The sequence below is a fragment of the Collinsella aerofaciens genome (assembly GCF_015561195.1).
In the GTDB taxonomy this organism is placed as follows: domain Bacteria; phylum Actinomycetota; class Coriobacteriia; order Coriobacteriales; family Coriobacteriaceae; genus Collinsella; species Collinsella aerofaciens_AC.
In genome coordinates this window covers 75,100-92,191 of record NZ_JADMSU010000001.1, presented here as the reverse complement: position 1 = coordinate 92,191, position 17,092 = coordinate 75,100, and the positions used below count along the sequence as shown (strand labels likewise).

Annotated in this window: 25 protein-coding genes; 24 read left to right on the top strand and 1 reads right to left on the bottom strand. The window is 59.7% G+C overall.

Annotated elements, in window-relative coordinates:
- Positions 1-25 precede the first annotated feature (25 nt).
- Complete coding sequence (gene yqeC / locus I2H81_RS00420; protein WP_195644105.1) at positions 26-760, bottom strand: selenium cofactor biosynthesis protein YqeC; 735 nt, start codon at positions 758-760, stop codon at positions 26-28.
- A gap of 101 nt (positions 761-861) precedes the next feature.
- Between yqeC and yqeB the strand changes: the two genes are divergently transcribed.
- The 24 genes from yqeB (at position 862) to I2H81_RS00300 (ending at position 16,915) form a co-directional block, all read left to right on the top strand.
- A complete protein-coding gene (gene yqeB, locus I2H81_RS00415; protein WP_117564179.1) occupies positions 862-1,656 on the top strand; it encodes a selenium-dependent molybdenum cofactor biosynthesis protein YqeB in 795 nt (264 codons plus the stop codon).
- Positions 1,657-1,665: 9 nt separating this feature from the next.
- A complete protein-coding gene (locus tag I2H81_RS00410; RefSeq protein ID WP_195644099.1) occupies positions 1,666-2,709 on the top strand; it encodes an XdhC family protein in 1,044 nt (347 codons plus the stop codon).
- Between the two features lie 126 nt (positions 2,710-2,835).
- Positions 2,836-4,149: a uracil-xanthine permease family protein gene (locus tag I2H81_RS00405; protein WP_195644097.1), complete on the top strand. Its 1,314-nt coding sequence runs from the start codon at positions 2,836-2,838 to the stop codon at positions 4,147-4,149.
- Between the two features lie 308 nt (positions 4,150-4,457).
- Positions 4,458-5,015, top strand: a complete 558-nt coding sequence (rplE, locus tag I2H81_RS00400) for a 50S ribosomal protein L5 (protein WP_006235260.1) — start codon at positions 4,458-4,460, stop codon at positions 5,013-5,015.
- A gap of 80 nt (positions 5,016-5,095) precedes the next feature.
- Positions 5,096-5,281 carry a type Z 30S ribosomal protein S14 gene (locus I2H81_RS00395; RefSeq protein WP_022094280.1) on the top strand — a complete coding sequence of 62 codons (186 nt, stop codon included), beginning with the start codon at positions 5,096-5,098 and terminating at the stop codon, positions 5,279-5,281.
- A 119-nt stretch (positions 5,282-5,400) separates the two neighbouring features.
- A complete protein-coding gene (gene rpsH, locus I2H81_RS00390) occupies positions 5,401-5,799 on the top strand; it encodes a 30S ribosomal protein S8 (RefSeq protein ID WP_006235262.1) in 399 nt (132 codons plus the stop codon).
- 33 nt (positions 5,800-5,832) lie between these two features.
- Complete coding sequence (gene rplF / locus I2H81_RS00385) at positions 5,833-6,369, top strand: 50S ribosomal protein L6 (protein ID WP_117564182.1); 537 nt, start codon at positions 5,833-5,835, stop codon at positions 6,367-6,369.
- A gap of 75 nt (positions 6,370-6,444) precedes the next feature.
- A complete protein-coding gene (gene rplR / locus I2H81_RS00380) occupies positions 6,445-6,813 on the top strand; it encodes a 50S ribosomal protein L18 (protein WP_006235264.1) in 369 nt (122 codons plus the stop codon).
- A gap of 14 nt (positions 6,814-6,827) precedes the next feature.
- The gene (gene rpsE, locus I2H81_RS00375) at positions 6,828-7,352 is read left to right on the top strand and encodes a 30S ribosomal protein S5 (protein WP_055252236.1); all 525 of its coding nucleotides are present in this window, start codon (positions 6,828-6,830) and stop codon (positions 7,350-7,352) included.
- A gap of 2 nt (positions 7,353-7,354) precedes the next feature.
- Positions 7,355-7,537, top strand: coding sequence for a 50S ribosomal protein L30 (rpmD, locus tag I2H81_RS00370; RefSeq protein ID WP_006235266.1), 183 nt, complete (start codon positions 7,355-7,357; stop codon positions 7,535-7,537).
- A 3-nt stretch (positions 7,538-7,540) separates the two neighbouring features.
- On the top strand, positions 7,541-7,990 hold the full coding sequence (gene rplO, locus I2H81_RS00365; RefSeq protein WP_006235267.1) for a 50S ribosomal protein L15: 450 nt from the start codon (positions 7,541-7,543) through the stop codon (positions 7,988-7,990).
- Complete coding sequence (gene secY / locus I2H81_RS00360; RefSeq protein ID WP_195644086.1) at positions 7,984-9,270, top strand: preprotein translocase subunit SecY; 1,287 nt, start codon at positions 7,984-7,986, stop codon at positions 9,268-9,270. Before rplO ends, secY begins: the two co-directional genes overlap by 7 nt.
- 18 nt (positions 9,271-9,288) lie before the next feature.
- Complete coding sequence (locus tag I2H81_RS00355; protein ID WP_195644085.1) at positions 9,289-9,915, top strand: adenylate kinase; 627 nt, start codon at positions 9,289-9,291, stop codon at positions 9,913-9,915.
- A complete protein-coding gene (gene map, locus I2H81_RS00350) occupies positions 9,912-10,700 on the top strand; it encodes a type I methionyl aminopeptidase (RefSeq protein WP_006235270.1) in 789 nt (262 codons plus the stop codon). Before I2H81_RS00355 ends, map begins: the two co-directional genes overlap by 4 nt.
- A gap of 148 nt (positions 10,701-10,848) precedes the next feature.
- Complete coding sequence (gene infA / locus I2H81_RS00345; RefSeq protein ID WP_035137443.1) at positions 10,849-11,067, top strand: translation initiation factor IF-1; 219 nt, start codon at positions 10,849-10,851, stop codon at positions 11,065-11,067.
- A gap of 150 nt (positions 11,068-11,217) precedes the next feature.
- Positions 11,218-11,331 (top strand): 50S ribosomal protein L36, encoded by a 114-nt coding sequence (gene rpmJ / locus I2H81_RS00340; protein WP_006363204.1) that lies wholly within the window; start codon positions 11,218-11,220, stop codon positions 11,329-11,331.
- Between the two features lie 14 nt (positions 11,332-11,345).
- Entirely contained in the window at positions 11,346-11,720 is a 375-nt protein-coding gene (rpsM, locus tag I2H81_RS00335; RefSeq protein WP_022094275.1) for a 30S ribosomal protein S13, read from the top strand.
- Positions 11,721-11,734: 14 nt separating this feature from the next.
- The gene (rpsK, locus tag I2H81_RS00330; protein WP_006235274.1) at positions 11,735-12,139 is read left to right on the top strand and encodes a 30S ribosomal protein S11; all 405 of its coding nucleotides are present in this window, start codon (positions 11,735-11,737) and stop codon (positions 12,137-12,139) included.
- 19 nt (positions 12,140-12,158) lie between these two features.
- Entirely contained in the window at positions 12,159-12,755 is a 597-nt protein-coding gene (rpsD, locus tag I2H81_RS00325) for a 30S ribosomal protein S4 (RefSeq protein ID WP_006235275.1), read from the top strand.
- A gap of 32 nt (positions 12,756-12,787) precedes the next feature.
- The gene (locus tag I2H81_RS00320; protein ID WP_006235276.1) at positions 12,788-13,729 is read left to right on the top strand and encodes a DNA-directed RNA polymerase subunit alpha; all 942 of its coding nucleotides are present in this window, start codon (positions 12,788-12,790) and stop codon (positions 13,727-13,729) included.
- Positions 13,730-13,759: 30 nt separating this feature from the next.
- Positions 13,760-14,227, top strand: a complete 468-nt coding sequence (gene rplQ / locus I2H81_RS00315; protein ID WP_006235277.1) for a 50S ribosomal protein L17 — start codon at positions 13,760-13,762, stop codon at positions 14,225-14,227.
- 92 nt (positions 14,228-14,319) lie between these two features.
- Complete coding sequence (truA, locus tag I2H81_RS00310; protein ID WP_195644083.1) at positions 14,320-15,144, top strand: tRNA pseudouridine(38-40) synthase TruA; 825 nt, start codon at positions 14,320-14,322, stop codon at positions 15,142-15,144.
- 160 nt (positions 15,145-15,304) lie between these two features.
- Positions 15,305-16,345, top strand: a complete 1,041-nt coding sequence (locus I2H81_RS00305) for a glycosyltransferase family 2 protein (protein WP_195644082.1) — start codon at positions 15,305-15,307, stop codon at positions 16,343-16,345.
- 132 nt (positions 16,346-16,477) lie between these two features.
- Positions 16,478-16,915: an arginine repressor gene (locus I2H81_RS00300; protein WP_006235280.1), complete on the top strand. Its 438-nt coding sequence runs from the start codon at positions 16,478-16,480 to the stop codon at positions 16,913-16,915.
- The last annotated feature ends 177 nt before the right edge of the window (positions 16,916-17,092 follow it).

Below are 17,092 nucleotides of genomic sequence, written 5' to 3'. Positions count from 1 at the left end.
GCTTGGGGGGGTTAGGCCGGCGGGCCTACTTGAGGCTGCCGGCGACGATGGGGCGGCCGAGGGCGGCCTCAAAGCGGCCTGCCATCGCCAGGTCACAGAGCGTGTCGACTTGGTTGAGCATGACGCGTGCGGTGCTGAGTCCCAGCGCCTGCATCTCGGCATTGAGCTCCTGGGCGACGCACTCTGGGGTGGCGGTGTCGGTGGGCTCGCAGCCGCAGCGCTCGCAGAAGAGCTCGGGGCGGTGGACAACCTTGGCGACGGGCTTGCCCAGCCCTGAGGCGCCGACGACCCAGACAACGTTTGCCGTGGCGGCGGGAATTACCGGCTCCCAGGCGGCATGCGCCTTGAGCGGGAGTCGCTTGCTGCCATCTGCCTCGGCCAACACATAGTCAAAGCGCTGCGCCAGCTGGTCGAGCGGCTCAGCGGGGGCGGAGAGCTTGCCTGTCTCCGGGTCCAAGACGCCTGCCTGGCAGATGCTTCCGCGCACAAGGCCCGCGCAGGCCTCGCAGGTGCAGCCGGGGGCATGCAGGGTCCCCGGCTTCCAAGGCGCGGCGTCCAGGCGACGGCTCGACCCGTCCCATGGCACGCCGGCGACGGGAAACATGTGCGTGGTGGTGCAGAGGAGCACGCGGCCGCCAGCGCGCATAAGCTCAAGGCCGAGCGTCTTTAGCAGCGTCGACTTGCCGCCGCTGCCGACAATCGCGGTAATGCCCGGCTCGATCTTGAGCGCGGAGGCAAGGTTTCCGCTCGTCGTTTTCATCTGTTCACCGCCGTATAATACTGTGATAATAAAAAATCATCAGAGTAGCGGTCGAACCGCTTTGCTCTGCTCAAACCGTAGCACAGGGAGGTGTCCCGGGAATGCTCGTTTATGTTCGCGGCGCTGGCGATATCGCCACGGGCGTCGCCGCTCGCTTGGTACGCTCCGGCGTGTCGGTCGTTATGGCCGATATCGCGGTTCCCACGTGCATCCGCCGCACAATCAGTTTTTGCGAGGCCATTCGCCTGGGCGAGGTCGAGGTCGAGGGCATTCGCGCTCGCTTGGCACAGACGCCGGCTGAGGCGCTTGCGATTGCCGAGGCTGGAGACGTCGCCGTCGTGGTAGACCCTCAGGCCAAGATGCTCGATGAGCTTAAACCCACGGCTGTGGTCGACGCGATTTTGGCTAAGCGCAACTTGGGCACCACGCGCGATATGGCGCCTGCCGTCATCGCCGTGGGACCGGGCTTCACCGCGCCGGTTGACTGCGACGCAGCGGTCGAAACCATGCGCGGGCATTTTTTGGGCCGCGTCATTACCCAAGGTTCGCCCCAGCCCAACACGGGCGTGCCGGGCGTCATCGCCGGCTATGGCAAGGAACGAGTTATCCACAGCCCCGCCGCCGGCGTGTTTCGGTCCGACCGCGCAATCGGCGACATCGTGAGCGCCGGAGACGTGATTGGCTACGCGGGAGATACACCCATGTGCACGCAGATCGATGGCTGTCTGCGCGGGCTTTTGGCGAACGGCGTGCGGGTGACTGAGGGCTTTAAATGCGCCGACGTCGATCCGCGCGGCGATGCCAGCTATATCAACTATATTTCGGACAAGGCGACGTCGGTCGGCGGCGGCGTGCTCGAGGCACTCGCTATGCTCACCGATGTCTTTAGAGGATAGAAGGCGGCAATGGAAAAGCTCGATGTGGTGAATGCGGCGCTTGCCGCCCTGCGTGCTGGCGAGACGTGCGAGCTCGTGGTCGTGGCCGGCACGGCGGGGTCATCGCCGCGCGGCGTGGGCGCCTGGATGGCCGTCTTTGCCGATGGCAGCCAAGCGGGCACCATCGGCGGCGGCAAGATTGAGCTCTTTGCGCTGGACGAGGCGCGCGAGCTGCTGGGCGCAGGGCAATCGCGTCTGGTCCGCTACACCATGGGCGGCGAGAACTCCGATACCGGCATGATCTGCGGCGGAGCCATCTGCCTGTGCTATCTGCACCTGGATGTATCGCAGGCGCCGTTGTTCCAGTCGATTGCCGACGTCTTGGCGTATCGACGCATCGGCGACTTCGTCATCGACTTTGAGCCGTTTATCGCGAGCGCGCTCGAGGGCGATGTGGTTGAGTACCATGGCGAGACATCGCGCCATACCATTGCCGGCTGCCCCGAGCTTTCGCTGGTGGAGGAGGGGAGTAAGGTCACCTACACCAACGCCGCCTCCGAGATTCCCCCGGCGCACATCGAGACGCTCTGCCCCGAGGGCCTGACCTATATCTTTGGCTGCGGCCACGTGGGCGCTGCGACGGCGCGGGTGCTCACGGCGGCGGGCTTTGCCGTCGTGGCTTGCGACGACCGCCCCGGCACGTTGACCCCCGAATGGGTGCCCGGCGTCTACGACCGTCGTCTGGTCGATTATAAGAACCTGAGCGAGCTGTGTCCCATCGGCCCGCGCGACCTGGTGGTCGTCGCCACGGCGGGTCACAAGTCCGATATCGACGTGGTGATTCAGGCCATGCGCGCCAAACCCGCCTATCTGGGCTGCTTGGGCTCGCGCCGCAAGACGGCCTTTGTGTGCGCCCGCTTGGAGCAGGAGGGCTTTACGCAGGAGCAAATCGACGAGCTGCACCTGCCGATCGGTGTCGCCATCGAGGCCGAGGACCCCGAGGAAATCGCCATCTCCATCGCCGCCGAGATGATCCACCTGCGCCGCACCAAACTCGTCCCCCGCAAGCGCTAGCCCGTCCCAAATTAGCTACCCCAGCCCTCTGTCGCATACGGGTCAAAATGCTACCTGCGCCATATGCCCTATAATGTCCGCCCGTTGGGCGGCATGGGGCCGCTGCCTAGGGTATGGGAGGCGCAAATGGCAGAGTCGGCAGCAGGGGATGCCCTGTTCGAGCGTACGGGAAAAGTATCTTTTGTGCAGGTATTGCCCCATGCACTGCAGCATGTGCTGGCGGCATTCGCGGGTATCGTCACGCCCGCCATCATCATCGCGTCGGTCTGTGGCTTTACCCCTCAAGAGGAGGCCGCCGTCATCCAGGCATCGCTGGTTCTCTCGGCGCTCGACATTTTCCTTCAACAGTTCCCCATAAAAGGCGTCGTCGGTTCGGGCCTGCCCATTGTGATGGGTGCGAGCTTTACCTTCGTGCCGGCGCTCAAGGCAGTCGGTCTTGAGCTTGGCTTTGAGGCCGTGCTGGGCGCCCAGGTAATCGGCGGCGCGCTCGTCGTGCTATTCGGCCTACTGTTTAGGCGCGTGAGTTTTCTGTTCCCGGCTCCGGTGCTTGGCACCGTTATCTTTGTCATTGGCCTGTCGCTATGCCCAGTGGCAGTTGCCTCCATGGCGGGCGGGGAGGGCGCGGCCGATTTTGGCAGTGTCACCAACTGGGCCGTCGCACTCGTGACGTTCGTCGTTACCTTTATGGCCGGCAACTACGGCAAGGGCGCGCTTAGGCTGGGCAGCATCCTGGCTGGTATCTGCGCGGGCTTTGTTTTGGCTGCGGTGTTGGGCATGGTCGATTTCTCGGCCATCGCGACTGCCAGCTGGTTCGCCCCGCCGGCCCTGGGCGCCCATCGCCTGGTGTTCGACCCGGCCGCGTGCGCCGTCGTGGGCGTCGTCGCCATTGTCAACGCCGTGCAGGTTATGGGTGAGTTTGCCGCTGTCTCGTCCGCTGCGCTCGATACCCCTGCGACCGATAGCCAGATCTCGGGTGGCCTGATCGCCAACGGCCTGGTCGGTATGCTGTCGGGCTTTTTTGGCGGCGTCCCCACGGCAACCTTTGGCCAGAACGTGGGCATTATCGCCGAGAACAAGGTCGTCAACCGTATGGTCTTTACGCTTGCCGCCGCCATCTTGCTCATCGCGGGTCTGCTGCCCAAGTGTGCGGCAGTGCTCACGTCCATTCCGCAGCCGGTAATCGGCGGCGCCACGATCGGCGTGTTCGCGACCATCGGCATGAACGGCGTTGTCATGTTTGCCCGTCACGGCCTGTCTCAGCGCGATACCACGCTCATGGGTCTCTCTATCGCCTTTGGCACGGGCATTGAGCGCACGGCCGGCGCGCTTGCTGGCGCTGGATTCCCCGCATGGGTCGGCACCGTCTTTGGCGGATCCTCCATTGCCGTCGCCGCACTTGTTGCCGTCGTCCTCAACCTGGTCCTGCCTCGCCAAAAATAACGCCTCATATATGAGTTGCGTTGAAATACGGATTGTTTAAGCCTGTTAGGCCGCCAAACAGTCCCTATTTCACCGCAACTGCTTGTTGAGACCAATTTGTGCGGGGGAGTTGTGGAGTTGTGCAAGCAGACGAGGTTTTTCTGGAAATACGCTCCCGATGCGCGTATAGTACCGATTGTTTTGTCGGCTCCTGCTGCGTCGAGTCCAAACCGCGTAAATGCCATGAGCGGCGCGGATGCAGCCAGGAGGCACGAGGACAACCCATCGTGGCCACGCCCCGTGCTTAAAACCCCAAGAAGGAGTGAACAATGGCAGAAGAGAAGTATGTGCCGCGTCTGAAGACCAAGTACAACAACGAGGTCAAGCAGCAGCTTCAGGACAAGTTCCAGTACGAGAACGTCATGATGATCCCCAAGTTTGAGAAGATCGTTGTGAACATGGGTGTCGGCGAGGCCGCTACCGATTCCAAGGCCATCGACGGTGCCGTGCGCGACCTGCGCGCCATCACCGGCCAGCAGCCGATGATCACCCGTGCCCGCAAGTCCATCGCTACCTTCCGCCTGCGCGCTGGTATGCCGATCGGCTGCAAGGTTACCCTGCGTGGCGACCGTATGTGGGAGTTCTTCGATCGTCTGACCTCCGTCGCGATCCCCCGTATCCGCGACTTCCGCGGCATCTCCGCCAAGAGCTTCGACGGCCGTGGTAACTTCTCCATGGGCGTCACCGAGCAGCTCATCTTCCCCGAGATTGACTTCGACTCCGTCGATCACCAGCGTGGTATGGACATCACTTTCGTGACCACCGCCAACACCGATGAGGAGGCCAAGGCCCTTCTGGACGCCTTCGGTTTCCCGTTCAAGAAATAGGTTCACCTGCCCTATAAGCGCCGTTCCCACAAGGGGGCGGCGCTTGGGGGCGAACAATACTCTATGTGAGGAGGATATAAGTGGCTAAGACATCGATGATCGTCAAGTGCAATCGCAAGCAGAAGTTCTCTACTCGTGAGTACACGCGCTGCCAGCGCTGCGGCCGTCCGCACTCTGTGTACCGCAAGTTCGGCCTGTGCCGTGTCTGCTTCCGCGAGCTTGCACTCAAGGGCGAGCTTCCCGGCGTTAAGAAGGCCAGCTGGTAAGTCACTACCAGCGTTTCAAGCATCAGTTTGGAACAGGGAAAACGCGCTAAAAAGGCTTTGCCGTTAAGGGCGGCGAAGAACCAAGAGCACGTGTTCATCAAGAACGAAGGAGAATCTGTATGAACCTTACAGACCCGATCGCAGATATGCTTACGCGCATCCGTAACGCTAACTCTGTGAACAAGGCCACGGTCTCCATGCCGAGCAGCAAGAAGCTCGTCGAGATCGCTCGTGTTCTGCACGAGGAGGGCTACATCGAGGGCTACGATGTCGAGGACACCGTTCCCCAGAAGACTCTGCACATCACGCTTAAGTATGGTCCCAAGAAGGCTAAGGTCATCAACGGCATCCGCCGCATTTCCAAGCCGGGCCTGCGTAAGTACACCGGCGTTGCCGACATGCCCCGCGTCCGCGGTGGCCTTGGTACCGCCATTATTTCCACCAGCCATGGCGTTATGACCGACCGCGATGCTCGCAAGCACAACGTCGGCGGCGAGATCATCGCTTACGTCTGGTAATTCGCTCGGTAGGTAGAAGGAAAGGAGATCACCGTGTCTCGTATCGGTAATAAGCCTGTCCAGATTCCCGCCGGAGTCGAAGTGGCAGTCAACGGCAACAACGTTGTCGTCAAGGGCCCCAAGGGCCAGCTCGAGCTCGATGTCTTTGAGAAGCTCGCTATCAACATCGAGGACAACGTCCTCACCGTTTCCCGTCCCGACGACGAGCGTGAGACCCGTGCCCGCCACGGCCTCACCCGTGCCCTCATCCACAACATGGTTGTTGGCGTTTCCGAGGGCTTCGAGAAGAAGCTCGAGCTCGCCGGCGTCGGTTACCGCGTGCAGCAGAAGGGCAAGAACCTCGAGTTCTCCCTGGGCTTCTCGCACCCCGTGATCGTCGAGGCTCCCGAGGGCATCACCTTCGAGGTTCCCGACAACACCCACGTGAACGTCAAGGGTATCAACAAGCAGCAGGTCGGTCAGATCGCCGCTGAGATCCGCGGCCATCGTCCTCCCGAGCCTTACAAGGGCAAGGGTATCCACTACGTTGGCGAGCACATCCGCCGCAAGCTGGGTAAGGCCGCCAAGTAGTCGTAACCGACTCACTCGCATAAGACCAGCACCCCGTCAGGTGCTGGCAAGATCAACCTTTTTAGGAGTTTACGTATGAACAAGCATAAGGCGAAGCTGGAAGGCCTCAAGCGTCGTCAGCGTCGTGTTCGCGGCAAGGTCTCGGGTACCTCCGAGCGTCCGCGTCTTCGCGTGACCCGTACTAACGCCAACATCTATGCCCAGATCATCGACGACAGCAAGGGCTCCAGCCTGACGCTCGTCTCTGCCTCGACCCTCGAGGCCGAGTTCAAGGGCACCCACACCTCGAACAAGGAGGCTGCGGAGAAGGTCGGTCAGCTCGTTGGCAAGCGTGCCATCGAGGCCGGCATCACCAAGGTCGCCTTCGATCGCGGTGGCCGTATCTACCATGGCCGCGTCAAGGCCCTCGCCGACGGTGCTCGTGCCGCCGGTCTCGAGTTCTAGGAGGTATGTAGCACATGGCTCGTAATCAGAAGCAGCAGCGCGAGGCCTCCGAGTTCGAGGAGCGCGTCGTTTACATCAACCGCGTGTCGAAGACCGTCAAGGGTGGTCGTCGCATGAGCCTCGTCGCTCTCGTCGTCGTTGGCGACGGCAAGGGCAACGTCGGCGTTGGCATGGGCAAGTCCGCTGAGGTGCCCCTGGCCATCTCCAAGGCGTCTCTCGATGCCAAGAAGAACATGTTCCACGTGCCGGTGACCGAGCAGGGCACCATCCCGCACGAGGTTCTCGGCCACTTTGGTGCCGGCCGCATCATCATCAAGCCCGCTGTCGAGGGTACCGGCGTTATCGCCGGCGGCGCTGTGCGTCCCCTCTTCGAGCTTGCTGGCATCAAGAACGTCCTGTCCAAGTCCCTCGGTACCGACAACGGCCTCAACATCATCAAGGCTGCCGTCGAGGGCCTCAAGGAGCTCTCCAGCCCTGAGGACGTCGCGGCTCGCCGTGGCCTGACGGTCTCCGAGATGTTCGTCGGTAAGGAGAACTAAGCATGGCTGACACCATCAAGATCAAGCAGGTCCGCAGCACCAACGGTTGCAAGCAGGACCAGGTCCGTACTGTCCGTGCCCTCGGTCTCCACAGGATCCGCGAGGTTCGCGAGATTGCTGACAACGAGTCCGTCCGCGGCATGATCTTCAAGGTCAAGCACCTTGTCGAGATTGTAGAGGAGTAGCAAATGCAGCTTCACGATCTTACTCCCGCGCCCGGTTCCACCAAGAACCGTAAGCGCGTCGGCCGTGGCAATTCTTCGGGTCACGGCACCACTTCTGGCCGCGGCCAGAAGGGCCAGGGTTCCCGCTCTGGTGGCACCAAGGGTGCCGGCTTCGAGGGTGGCCAGACTCCGCTGGCTATGCGCCTGCCCAAGCTTCCGGGCTTCCGCAACCCCCGTCGTATCGAGTACACCGCTGTTAACGTTGAGCGTCTCGAGCGTAAGTTCGAGGACGGCGCTGTAATCGACGGTGCCGCTCTTAAGGCCGCTCGCATCACCAAGAGCGAGTTCGAGCCCGTCAAGGTGCTCGGCAATGGTGAGCTCACCAAGAAGTTCACGGTCAAGGTCGACAAGGTCAGCGCTTCTGCGCAGGCCAAGATCGAGGCCGCTGGCGGAAAGGTCGAGCTGCCGTGCTAAATGGTCTTAAGAATGCTTTCCGCATCAAAGAATTGCGCGAAAAGATTCTTTTTACCATAGCTATGCTCGTCGTGTACCGCATTGGTGCGCACGTTCCTGTGCCCGGCATTCCCTTCCAGGGGATGCTGGGCCTTTTCTCGACCGATAACAATTCGGTCGCCGCAGGTGCTATGGCCCTCCTGAATCTTTTCTCTGGTGGCGCGTTGAGCTATGTGTCGATGTTTTCGCTGGGCATCATGCCTTACATCACCAGCTCGATCATCCTCCAGATGCTCCAGGCCGTCGTGCCTTCCCTGCATGAGCTTGCCCGCGAGGGCGAGGTCGGTCAGACCAAGATTACGCAGTATTCGCGTTACCTCACCCTGGCTCTGGCAATCCTCAACTCCGTTGGTTACCTCTTCCTCTTTAAGAGCTTCGGCATCAGCTTCAATGGCGCCGGCGCTCCCGAGATCATCTTCGACCTCATGATCGTCGGTACGCTCACCGCAGGCGCTATGCTGATCATGTGGATTGGTGAGCTCATCACCCAGCGCGGTATCGGCAATGGCATGTCGCTGATCATCTTTGCGAACATCATGGCCGGCCTTCCGCAGGCTATCTTCTCCAGCACCGAGGGTAATGCCGGCGGCATCATCACCATGGTGATCATCTGCGCCATCATCCTGCTGGTTATCCCGCTGATTGTTTTCCTTGAGCGCGGCCAGCGCCGCATCCCGGTCTCCTATGCCAAGCGCGTCGTGGGCCGTCGCATGATGGGTGGCCAGACCACCTACCTGCCCATCAAGGTCAACACCGCGGGCGTCGTGCCGATCATCTTTGCCTCGGCGCTGCTGTACTTCCCGGCTCAGATTGCCGTGTTCTTCCCCGGCATCGGCTGGATTCAGGCAGTTGCCTCTGCGCTTTCGACCGGTTGGCTCAACTGGGTGCTTAACGTTGTCCTCATCGTGTTCTTCGCGTACTTCTACACCTCCATGGTGTTCAACCCCGATGACACGGCCGACAACCTTAAGAAGCAGGGTGGCTTTATTCCGGGCGTCCGTCCGGGTAGGGCTACCGCGGCCTACATCAAGAACGCGCTCAACAAGATCACGCTTCCCAGCGCTGTCTTTTTGGCGCTCATCGCCATCGTGCCTTCGATCATCTTCTCCTTCACGGGTAACCATCTGATCCAGGCATTTGGCGGCACGTCCATCCTCATCATGGTCGGCGTCGTGCTCGACACGGTCGATAAGCTCGAAGGCCAGATCAAGATGTATGATTACGATGGATTCTTTAAATAGGCTAGAGGAGGATTGCTCATGAACCTCGTATTGCTCGGAGCTCCGGGTGCCGGTAAGGGCACCGTCGCACAGGAGCTCGTCGCCGAGTTTGGCGTCGCTCACATTTCCACGGGCGACCTGCTGCGTGCTGCCGTCAAGGGTGGCACCGAGCTTGGTATTCAGGCTAAGAAGTACATGGACGCTGGCGAGCTCGTTCCCGACCAGCTCGTGATCGACCTTGTCAAGGAGCGCCTTGCTGCCGATGACGCCCAGCAGGGCTTCATCCTCGACGGCTTCCCGCGCAACACCGCCCAGGCTGTGACGCTCGATTCCGAGCTCTCCGCCATGGGTCGCGAGATCGACTGCGCCCTTCTGGTCGACGTGGCCCCCGAGGTCATCATCGCTCGTCTGTCTTCGCGTCGCACTTGCCGCGCCTGCGGTTACACCGGCACTGCTGCTGATGTCACCTGCCCCAAGTGCGCCGGCGAGATGTATCAGCGCGACGACGACAAGCCCGAGACCATCAAGAACCGTCTCGACGTCTACGAGAAGTCCACGAGCCCGCTCGTCGACTACTATCGTGGCCAGGGTCTGCTCAAGTCGGTCAACGGTGACCAGGCTCGCGAGACCGTGTACGGGGATGTCAAAGAGGCTCTCGGTCTATGATCAAGATTAAGTCTGCAACGCAAATTGAGCAGATGAAGAAGGCAGGAGCGCTATCTAAGATGGCGCTCCGCCACGTTGGAGCCATGGTGCGTCCTGGCGTTTCGACTTTTGAGCTCGATCAGCTCGCGGAGCAGATTATCCGTATGCATGGCGGCACCCCGGCTTTTAAGGGTTACGGCGGGTTCCCGGGAACCATTTGCGCATCGATCAACGATGCTGTGGTCCACGGTATTCCCAACCCCGACATGATCCTGCGCGATGGCGATATCATTTCCATCGATACGGGAGCCGTTGTCGACGGTTGGGTCGGCGATAACGCTTGGACGTTTTTCGTCGGTACCCCCACGCCCGAGGCCAAGGCCCTGTGCGAGGTTACGCGCGATTGCCTTAAGGCTGCCATCGAGCAGGCTGTTCCCGGTAACCATATCGGGGATGTTGGCTATGCCGTTCAGTCTCTCGCCGAGTCTCACGGTTACGGCGTGCTTCGTGATTATGTGGGCCATGGCATTGGCCGCGTGATGCACGAGGACCCCAACGTTCCTAACTATGGAAAGAAGGGGAGGGGCGTTCGCCTCCAGGCCGGCATGGTCATTGCCATCGAGCCGATGGTTACGATGGGTTCCAACCATGTGAGCACGGGCTCCGACGGTTGGATTGTTACGACCAACGACCACCTGCCCGCCGCGCACTACGAGAACACCGTCGCCATTACCAATGACGGTCCGGTGATTCTCACCACCGACGCTCAAGGTGCTTGGTGTTCCTTGCAGGGCGGTGAAATGTAGGGGCCGCGTTCAAACACGTCGGCATTTACATTTCTGGAAAGTAACAAGTTCCGCTTAGTTGTGGAGCCATTACGAAGATATTACGATACGTGCATGCGTATTGTAGAATACTCAATCGCTGTCGTTTTCTAGAGAAAGATGATTGCTTGTGAAGAAGGAAGACGCAATTGAGCTCGAGGGTACGGTAAAGGAACCGTTGCCCAATGCCATGTTTAAGGTTGAGCTCGAGAACGGTCATTCGGTTCTGTGCAACATTTCTGGCAAGATCCGAATGAATTACATCCGTATTCTCCCCGGTGACAGGGTTGTCGTGGAGCTTTCCCCGTACGACCTGACCCGCGGCCGCATCACCTATCGCTACAAATAGCGGCACGCATACACGCACTCCATTTCCGGCTGCAGGCTTAGCTCAACCTACGGTCGGATTGTGTGTGAAGACCAGCCATAGTTTTAAACGCCTGCGGCTGGGCGAGTAGATAGTAGGGAAGTAGTTTGAGCGCTACCGAAAGGAAGAACGATGAAGGTACGTCCTTCGGTCAAGAAGATGTGCGATAAGTGCAAAATCATTAGGCGCCATGGCAAGGTCCTCGTCATTTGCGAGAACCCCCGTCATAAGCAGCGTCAGGGTTAAGAGAGGAGACTACGTTGGCCCGTATTAATGGTGTCGACCTCCCGCGTGAGAAGCGCGTTGAGATCGGTCTGACCTACATTTACGGCATCGGCCGCACCACTGCGACGAAGATCTGCGTCGAGTGCAACGTTAACGTGGATACGCGCGTTAAGGACCTCACCGAGGATGAGGTTAACGCCATCCGCGATTATATCGATAAGAACCAGATCATGGTTGAGGGCGACCTCCGCCGTGAGCGCAACCAGAACGTCAAGCGCCTTATGGACATCGGCTGCAACCGCGGCCTTCGTCACCGCAAGGGCCTCCCGGTCCGCGGCCAGCGCACCCACACTAACGCTCGTACCCGCAAGGGCCCGAAGCGTCAGATCGGTGCTAAGAAGAAGAAATAAGGAGCGCTAGATAGATGGCTACTGCTAAGAAGAACGTTCGCGCTGCCCGGCTGAAGCGCGCGGACCGTAAGAACATTTCCGTGGGCCAGGCTCACATTCGTTCTACGTTCAACAACACGATCGTTTCGATCACCGATCCCCAGGGCAACGTCATTTCCTGGAAGTCGGCTGGCCAGGTGGGCTTCAAGGGCTCCCGTAAGTCCACGCCGTTCGCTGCCCAGATGGCTGCCGAGGCTGCTGCCAAGCAGGCCATGGAGCACGGTATGAAGAAGGTTTCCGTCTTCGTCAAGGGCCCCGGCTCCGGTCGTGAGACCGCCATCCGCTCCCTCCAGGCTGCTGGCCTCGAGGTCTCGAGCATCCAGGACAAGACCCCCATTCCGCACAACGGCTGCCGCCCCAAGAAGCGTCGCCGCGTGTAACTGAAAGGATCGTATCAATATGGCAATCGACAGGACTCCTGTTCTTAAGCGCTGCCGTCAGCTCGGGATCGATCCCGCTGAGCTCGGTTACAGCAGCAAGAAGGAATCTATCCGTCAGCCCAAGCGCCGTCGCAAGGAATCTGAGTACGGCATGCAGCTGCGCGAGAAGCAGAAGGTCAAGTTCATCTATGGCGTTCTGGAGAAGCAGTTCCACGGCTACTTCAACAAGGCCCGCAAGATGAACGGCGTCACCGGTGAGAACCTCATGATCATCCTTGAGTCTCGCCTCGACAACGTCGTCTTCCGTCTTGGCTTCGCCCGCACCCGCAAAGAGGCTCGTCAGTCCGTCCGTCACGGTCACTTCACCGTGAACGGCAAGCGCGTGGACATCCCGTCCTACCGCGTCAAGGCCGGCGACGTCGTCGCTGTCGGCGAGAAGTTCCGTGACCTCCTCCCCATCAAGGAGGCTCTGATTTCCTCCGAGCGCTTTGAGGTCCCTGGCTGGCTCGAGGTCGATATCGAGAAGCTGTCTGGTAACGTGCTCGCTCTGCCGACGCGTGAGCAGATCAGCGGTGATATCAACGAGCAGCTCATCGTCGAGCTCTACTCTAAGTAGTCCATCCGGGCTGCTGAGGCTGGAGGTAATACATGTCAGAATTCATTAGGCCTCAGGTTCAGGTCGAAGAGATCAACGAGACGTCTGCTCGTGTCTCCGTTGAGCCGCTCGAGCGTGGCTACGGCGATACGCTGGGTAACTCCCTTCGTCGCGTACTTCTGTCCTCGCTCGAGGGTGCCGCCGTCGAGGCTATTCAGATCGATGGTGCACAGCACGAGTTCATGACCATCCCTAACATGGTCGAGGATGTCACCGACATCGTCCTGAATGTCAAGGGTCTTGTCTTCAGGGCTCTCGGCACGACCGACGAGGCGACCGCCACCATTTCTGTTGACGGCCCCTGCGAGGTCACCGGTGCGGACTTCTTTATTCCGTCCGAGTTTGAGCTAGTCAACCCCGAGCAGCACATCGCTACGCTTACCGAGGGTGGCCATCTCACCATGAGCATGCGCATCGGCTATGGCCGCGGCTATGTCTCTGGCGAGGCTAACAAGCGCGACAACGATCCCATCGGTGTGATCCACGTCGACTCGCTGTACTCGCCGGTGTCCCGTTGCGCCAAGCTCGTTGAGGCTTGCCGTGTCGGTCAGCACACCGACTACGACCGCCTTGTCCTCGAGATCGAGACCAACGGCTCCATCGCCCCGCGCGACGCCGTGGTCCAGGCTGCCAATATCATCAACCAGCATATGGCCGCCTTTATGAACCTTGCCGAGACCCCCGAGGTCGAGGAGGAGGCTTCGATCTTCGCTCCCGAGGTCACCAACGACAACGCCGAGCTGGACAAGCAGATCGAGGATCTGGACCTTTCTGTCCGTTCCTACAACTGCCTTAAGCGCGCCAGCATTCACTCGGTCCGTCAGCTCGTTGAGTTCTCGGAGAACGATCTGCTCAACATCCGTAACTTCGGTGTTAAGTCGATCGAGGAAGTGAAGGACAAGCTTGAGTCCATGGGCCTGAGCCTGAAGGCTTAATGCTTCGCATATTTGAGGAGAAACTAGACCATGCGTCACAACGTTAAGAAGGGCCTGAAGCTCGGCACCGATGCGAGCCACACCAAGGCCATGAAGAAGAGCCTTGCTAAGGCCCTCTTCGAGAACGACCGCATCAAGACCACCGAGACCCGCGCTAAGGCGCTGCGTTCGGTCGTCGATCCGATCATCACCTGGGCCAAGAAGGGCGACCTGCACTCTCGTCGTCTGGCTATCGCCAAGCTCGGCGATAAGCAGCTCGTTGCCGAGATCTTCGACAAGGCTGCTCAGGGCATGTGGCAGGACCGCAACGGCGGTTACACCCGCATCATGAAGCTCGGTAACCGTAAGGGCGACAACGCTCCTATCGTTATCATGGAGCTCGTCACCGAGCCTTGCACGCCTAAGGCCAAGAAGGCTGCTCCGGCCCCCAAGAAGGCCGCTGCTCCCAAGAAGGTCGAGGCTGTCGAGGAGGCTCCTGCTGAGGAGACCGCTGAGTAGACATTCCGTCTGCATAGGCTATATTCGAGGGGTACGTTCGCGTACCCCTCTTTTTTTGTTGCGATACCGTTGCTTGTTTGTTGGGAGCGCCCATGACTGCGCCGTCTGATTTCAATTCGATTTCCGAGCTTGACGCTACGCTCGTATTTCGCGTGGCCTATGATGGCTCGTCGTATAGCGGATTTGCCGAGCAGCCGGGACAGACGACGGTTGCGGGTGAGCTACGTCGAGCCATCGAGACGCTGCTTCGCCGCCCGATCGATCTGACGTGCGCGGGGCGTACCGATGCCGGCGTGCATGCCGTGGCTCAGTATGTCAGCGTGCCCGTAACGGACGCTGAGCTCGCTTGTACGCGCCGTAGGTGGCTGCGGGCTATGGATGCCCTGCTGCCCAAAGAAATCGCCATTAACGAGGTCTACAAGGCTCGTAAAGGCTTTTCTGCGCGTTTTGACGCGCGCTCCCGTACGTATACGTACCGTATTGCCGATCGAGATGCGCGCCCTGTGCTGTCCCGCGGTGCCGTGTGGTGGCATCGCTATCCCTTGGATGTTGAGGCTATGTCTGCTGCCTGCCCCGCACTGCTGGGCGAGCAGGACTTTAAAAGCTTTTGCAAGGTCGCTTCGGCCGTTGGCAAGCCCACGCATCGCTGCGTGATGCGTGCCGAATTTGGCCATGAGGTTGCGTTTGGCGAGGACATCCTGACGTTCACCATCGAGGGCAATGCGTTTCTGCATTCGATGGTCCGTACGATCGTGGGCACGCTTGTCGAGATTGGCATGCATCGCCGTGAACCCGAGTGGATGCGCGAGGTCATCGATGCTTGCGACCGCACCGCTGCGGGCCCCACGGCTCCTGCCTGCGGCCTTACGTTTATGGGCGTGGATTACGATCCCGCCGAGCTTGTCGTGCTCGACTAGGGGAAGGGCTCGTCGCGCCCTCGTCGGCGTTTGCCATGTGTGAGCTGCGCGTGTGCAACATCTGTTCTTGGCGTGCAGCACAGCCGGCGTCCCGTTGCTTTTATTGCCGGGGTGTACCATGAACGACGGTTGATTAACAGTTGTCGAGAGGACGGAAAACTTGGTTCGACGTGGTTCGCATCCGCGACTTTCGGTGATCCTTATTGTTGAGGGTTCGCCCAGCTATGCGATGCGTGCGCTCGAGAGTATCCAGAACCAAGACCTCTACGATTTGCAGATTGTCGTTGTCTGTCGCGATACTGCGCCCGGTGTGCGCCATTCGCTTCAAGTTGCTGCCGACAGGGACATCCATATTGATTTGATTGACGTCGAGGACGCGACACGCGGCGCGTGTCTTCGTGCCGGTTTTGCTGCCTCGCGCGGCTCTCAAATCATCGCCATGAACGCCGATGAGTGGTTTGCTCCGCAATCCCTTTCCAAGATGGTCGATATCGCGTGCGATACTGCGGCAGACATAGTGTTCCCCACGGTGTCGCTCGACCGCTATGATGCACATCGAGAGCGCCATTCGCGCGTCTTGGATGCTACTCATATTTCCATTGATAGCAAATCTTCGATGGTGGCCGGGCTGCCTCAGTTGATTTTAGGCGGCTTGGTTGCTCAAGTCTCTGGCGTGATGTATAGCCGTCCGCTGTTTGAGGCATGCCTGTCGCACGGCAAGGCGTACCGTACGGTTGAGTTTATGGCGTGCGTGCTCTCGCAGGCGCAGCGCGTCTCCGGATGCGGCGACGCTTGTTTCCACGCGGTGGCGCCTAAGCTTACAGATGCCTTTGATCCCACCATGTATGCTAGGGTAGCCGATGACACCCGAGCGCTCGACGAGCTTGCGGACTCACTCTCGGAAGCAGATAGCGGTGGTCGGCTCAAGCTGGCAAGCCAAAAGTTCTACTTTGCCGGACTGGTCGCCTGCATCGAGAATTTGTGTCTGAGCCCGCATGGGGTGTCGTCAATCGAGCGTTCCGCCCGCATGCGTGATATGCTCGAGGCGCCTCGAACCCGTCAGATGGTCGCCGCGCTCAAGGATAACCATCGGGGGCTCGGTCTGTTGTTTGGGCCGATCGCCAGCGCTAAGCCCGCGCGCTGCGTGATGTGTACGCATCTGGCAGCTTTTCTTAACCGGACGGGCGCAAAAACCGCCTAAACGGCTCATTACGAAACAAACTTGCATAGAATTGTTTCGAAATGCGTTCTTATACACAAAAGCCTTCAAATAGCGTTAAACTATTCAATTACTGATTGATTGTCTCCGCCATCTTTTGGAGAGAGGGTTTGTATGGCTAAAAAACGCAATGGGCGCCAGGATGCCATTAGAGATATTGTGCGCAATAAGGATGTCCGCACGCAGCGCGTGCTGGTTGATGAGCTCCGTGCTATGGGCTTTGATTGCACGCAGGCGACTGTCTCTCGCGATATTGCCGACATGGGGCTGCGTAAGCTCCCTGAGGGCATCTATGTTCTGGCAGAGGACCTGCACCTGCAGCGTATGGTTTCCGAGCTCGTAACGGGCGTTCTGCGTACCGATAATCTGGTTATGATCAAGGCTCAGCCTGGCACGGCTTCCGGCATCGCCGCCGCCGTTGATGCGGCAGAGTTACCCGATGTGCTTGGCTCGCTTGCCGGCAACGATACGATTTTGGTTATTGCCCAGACGGCCGAGGACGGCGAGCGTCTCGAGGCGCTGATCAATAAGTTGAGCAATTCTCGCAAGTAGGCGTGCGGGTCGTGCGTTCGGCATTGTGTGCGCTGACATAGTGGCTTGTAAGGGGTATCGACGTTGGTCGGTACCCCCTTTTTGTTTGCCGGTATAAAGACCGCCCTCCAGGTCGTTTCAAACTAAAAGGCCCCGAGCAGTTCAATAAGCTGCTCGGGGCCTTGTTGGCTTTAGTCG

What these genes read in the sequence shown, in the direction of transcription:
- rpsE (WP_055252236.1), top strand. Translation starts at nt 6,828, where the DNA reads ATGGCTCGTAATCAGAAGCAGCAGCGCGAGGCCTCCGAGTTCGAGGAG.
- rpmD (WP_006235266.1), top strand. Translation starts at nt 7,355, where the DNA reads ATGGCTGACACCATCAAGATCAAGCAGGTCCGCAGCACCAACGGTTGC.
- rpsH (WP_006235262.1), top strand. Translation starts at nt 5,401, where the DNA reads ATGAACCTTACAGACCCGATCGCAGATATGCTTACGCGCATCCGTAAC.
- rpmJ (WP_006363204.1), top strand. Translation starts at nt 11,218, where the DNA reads ATGAAGGTACGTCCTTCGGTCAAGAAGATGTGCGATAAGTGCAAAATC.
- truA (WP_195644083.1), top strand. Translation starts at nt 14,320, where the DNA reads ATGACTGCGCCGTCTGATTTCAATTCGATTTCCGAGCTTGACGCTACG.
- I2H81_RS00355 (WP_195644085.1), top strand. Translation starts at nt 9,289, where the DNA reads ATGAACCTCGTATTGCTCGGAGCTCCGGGTGCCGGTAAGGGCACCGTC.
- I2H81_RS00320 (WP_006235276.1), top strand. Translation starts at nt 12,788, where the DNA reads ATGTCAGAATTCATTAGGCCTCAGGTTCAGGTCGAAGAGATCAACGAG.
- I2H81_RS00300 (WP_006235280.1), top strand. Translation starts at nt 16,478, where the DNA reads ATGGCTAAAAAACGCAATGGGCGCCAGGATGCCATTAGAGATATTGTG.
- yqeC (WP_195644105.1), bottom strand. Translation starts at nt 760, where the DNA reads ATGAAAACGACGAGCGGAAACCTTGCCTCCGCGCTCAAGATCGAGCCG.
- rpsK (WP_006235274.1), top strand. Translation starts at nt 11,735, where the DNA reads ATGGCTACTGCTAAGAAGAACGTTCGCGCTGCCCGGCTGAAGCGCGCG.
- rplE (WP_006235260.1), top strand. Translation starts at nt 4,458, where the DNA reads ATGGCAGAAGAGAAGTATGTGCCGCGTCTGAAGACCAAGTACAACAAC.
- rplQ (WP_006235277.1), top strand. Translation starts at nt 13,760, where the DNA reads ATGCGTCACAACGTTAAGAAGGGCCTGAAGCTCGGCACCGATGCGAGC.
- map (WP_006235270.1), top strand. Translation starts at nt 9,912, where the DNA reads ATGATCAAGATTAAGTCTGCAACGCAAATTGAGCAGATGAAGAAGGCA.
- I2H81_RS00405 (WP_195644097.1), top strand. Translation starts at nt 2,836, where the DNA reads ATGGCAGAGTCGGCAGCAGGGGATGCCCTGTTCGAGCGTACGGGAAAA.
- I2H81_RS00410 (WP_195644099.1), top strand. Translation starts at nt 1,666, where the DNA reads ATGGAAAAGCTCGATGTGGTGAATGCGGCGCTTGCCGCCCTGCGTGCT.
- rplO (WP_006235267.1), top strand. Translation starts at nt 7,541, where the DNA reads ATGCAGCTTCACGATCTTACTCCCGCGCCCGGTTCCACCAAGAACCGT.
- yqeB (WP_117564179.1), top strand. Translation starts at nt 862, where the DNA reads ATGCTCGTTTATGTTCGCGGCGCTGGCGATATCGCCACGGGCGTCGCC.
- rplR (WP_006235264.1), top strand. Translation starts at nt 6,445, where the DNA reads ATGAACAAGCATAAGGCGAAGCTGGAAGGCCTCAAGCGTCGTCAGCGT.
- rpsD (WP_006235275.1), top strand. Translation starts at nt 12,159, where the DNA reads ATGGCAATCGACAGGACTCCTGTTCTTAAGCGCTGCCGTCAGCTCGGG.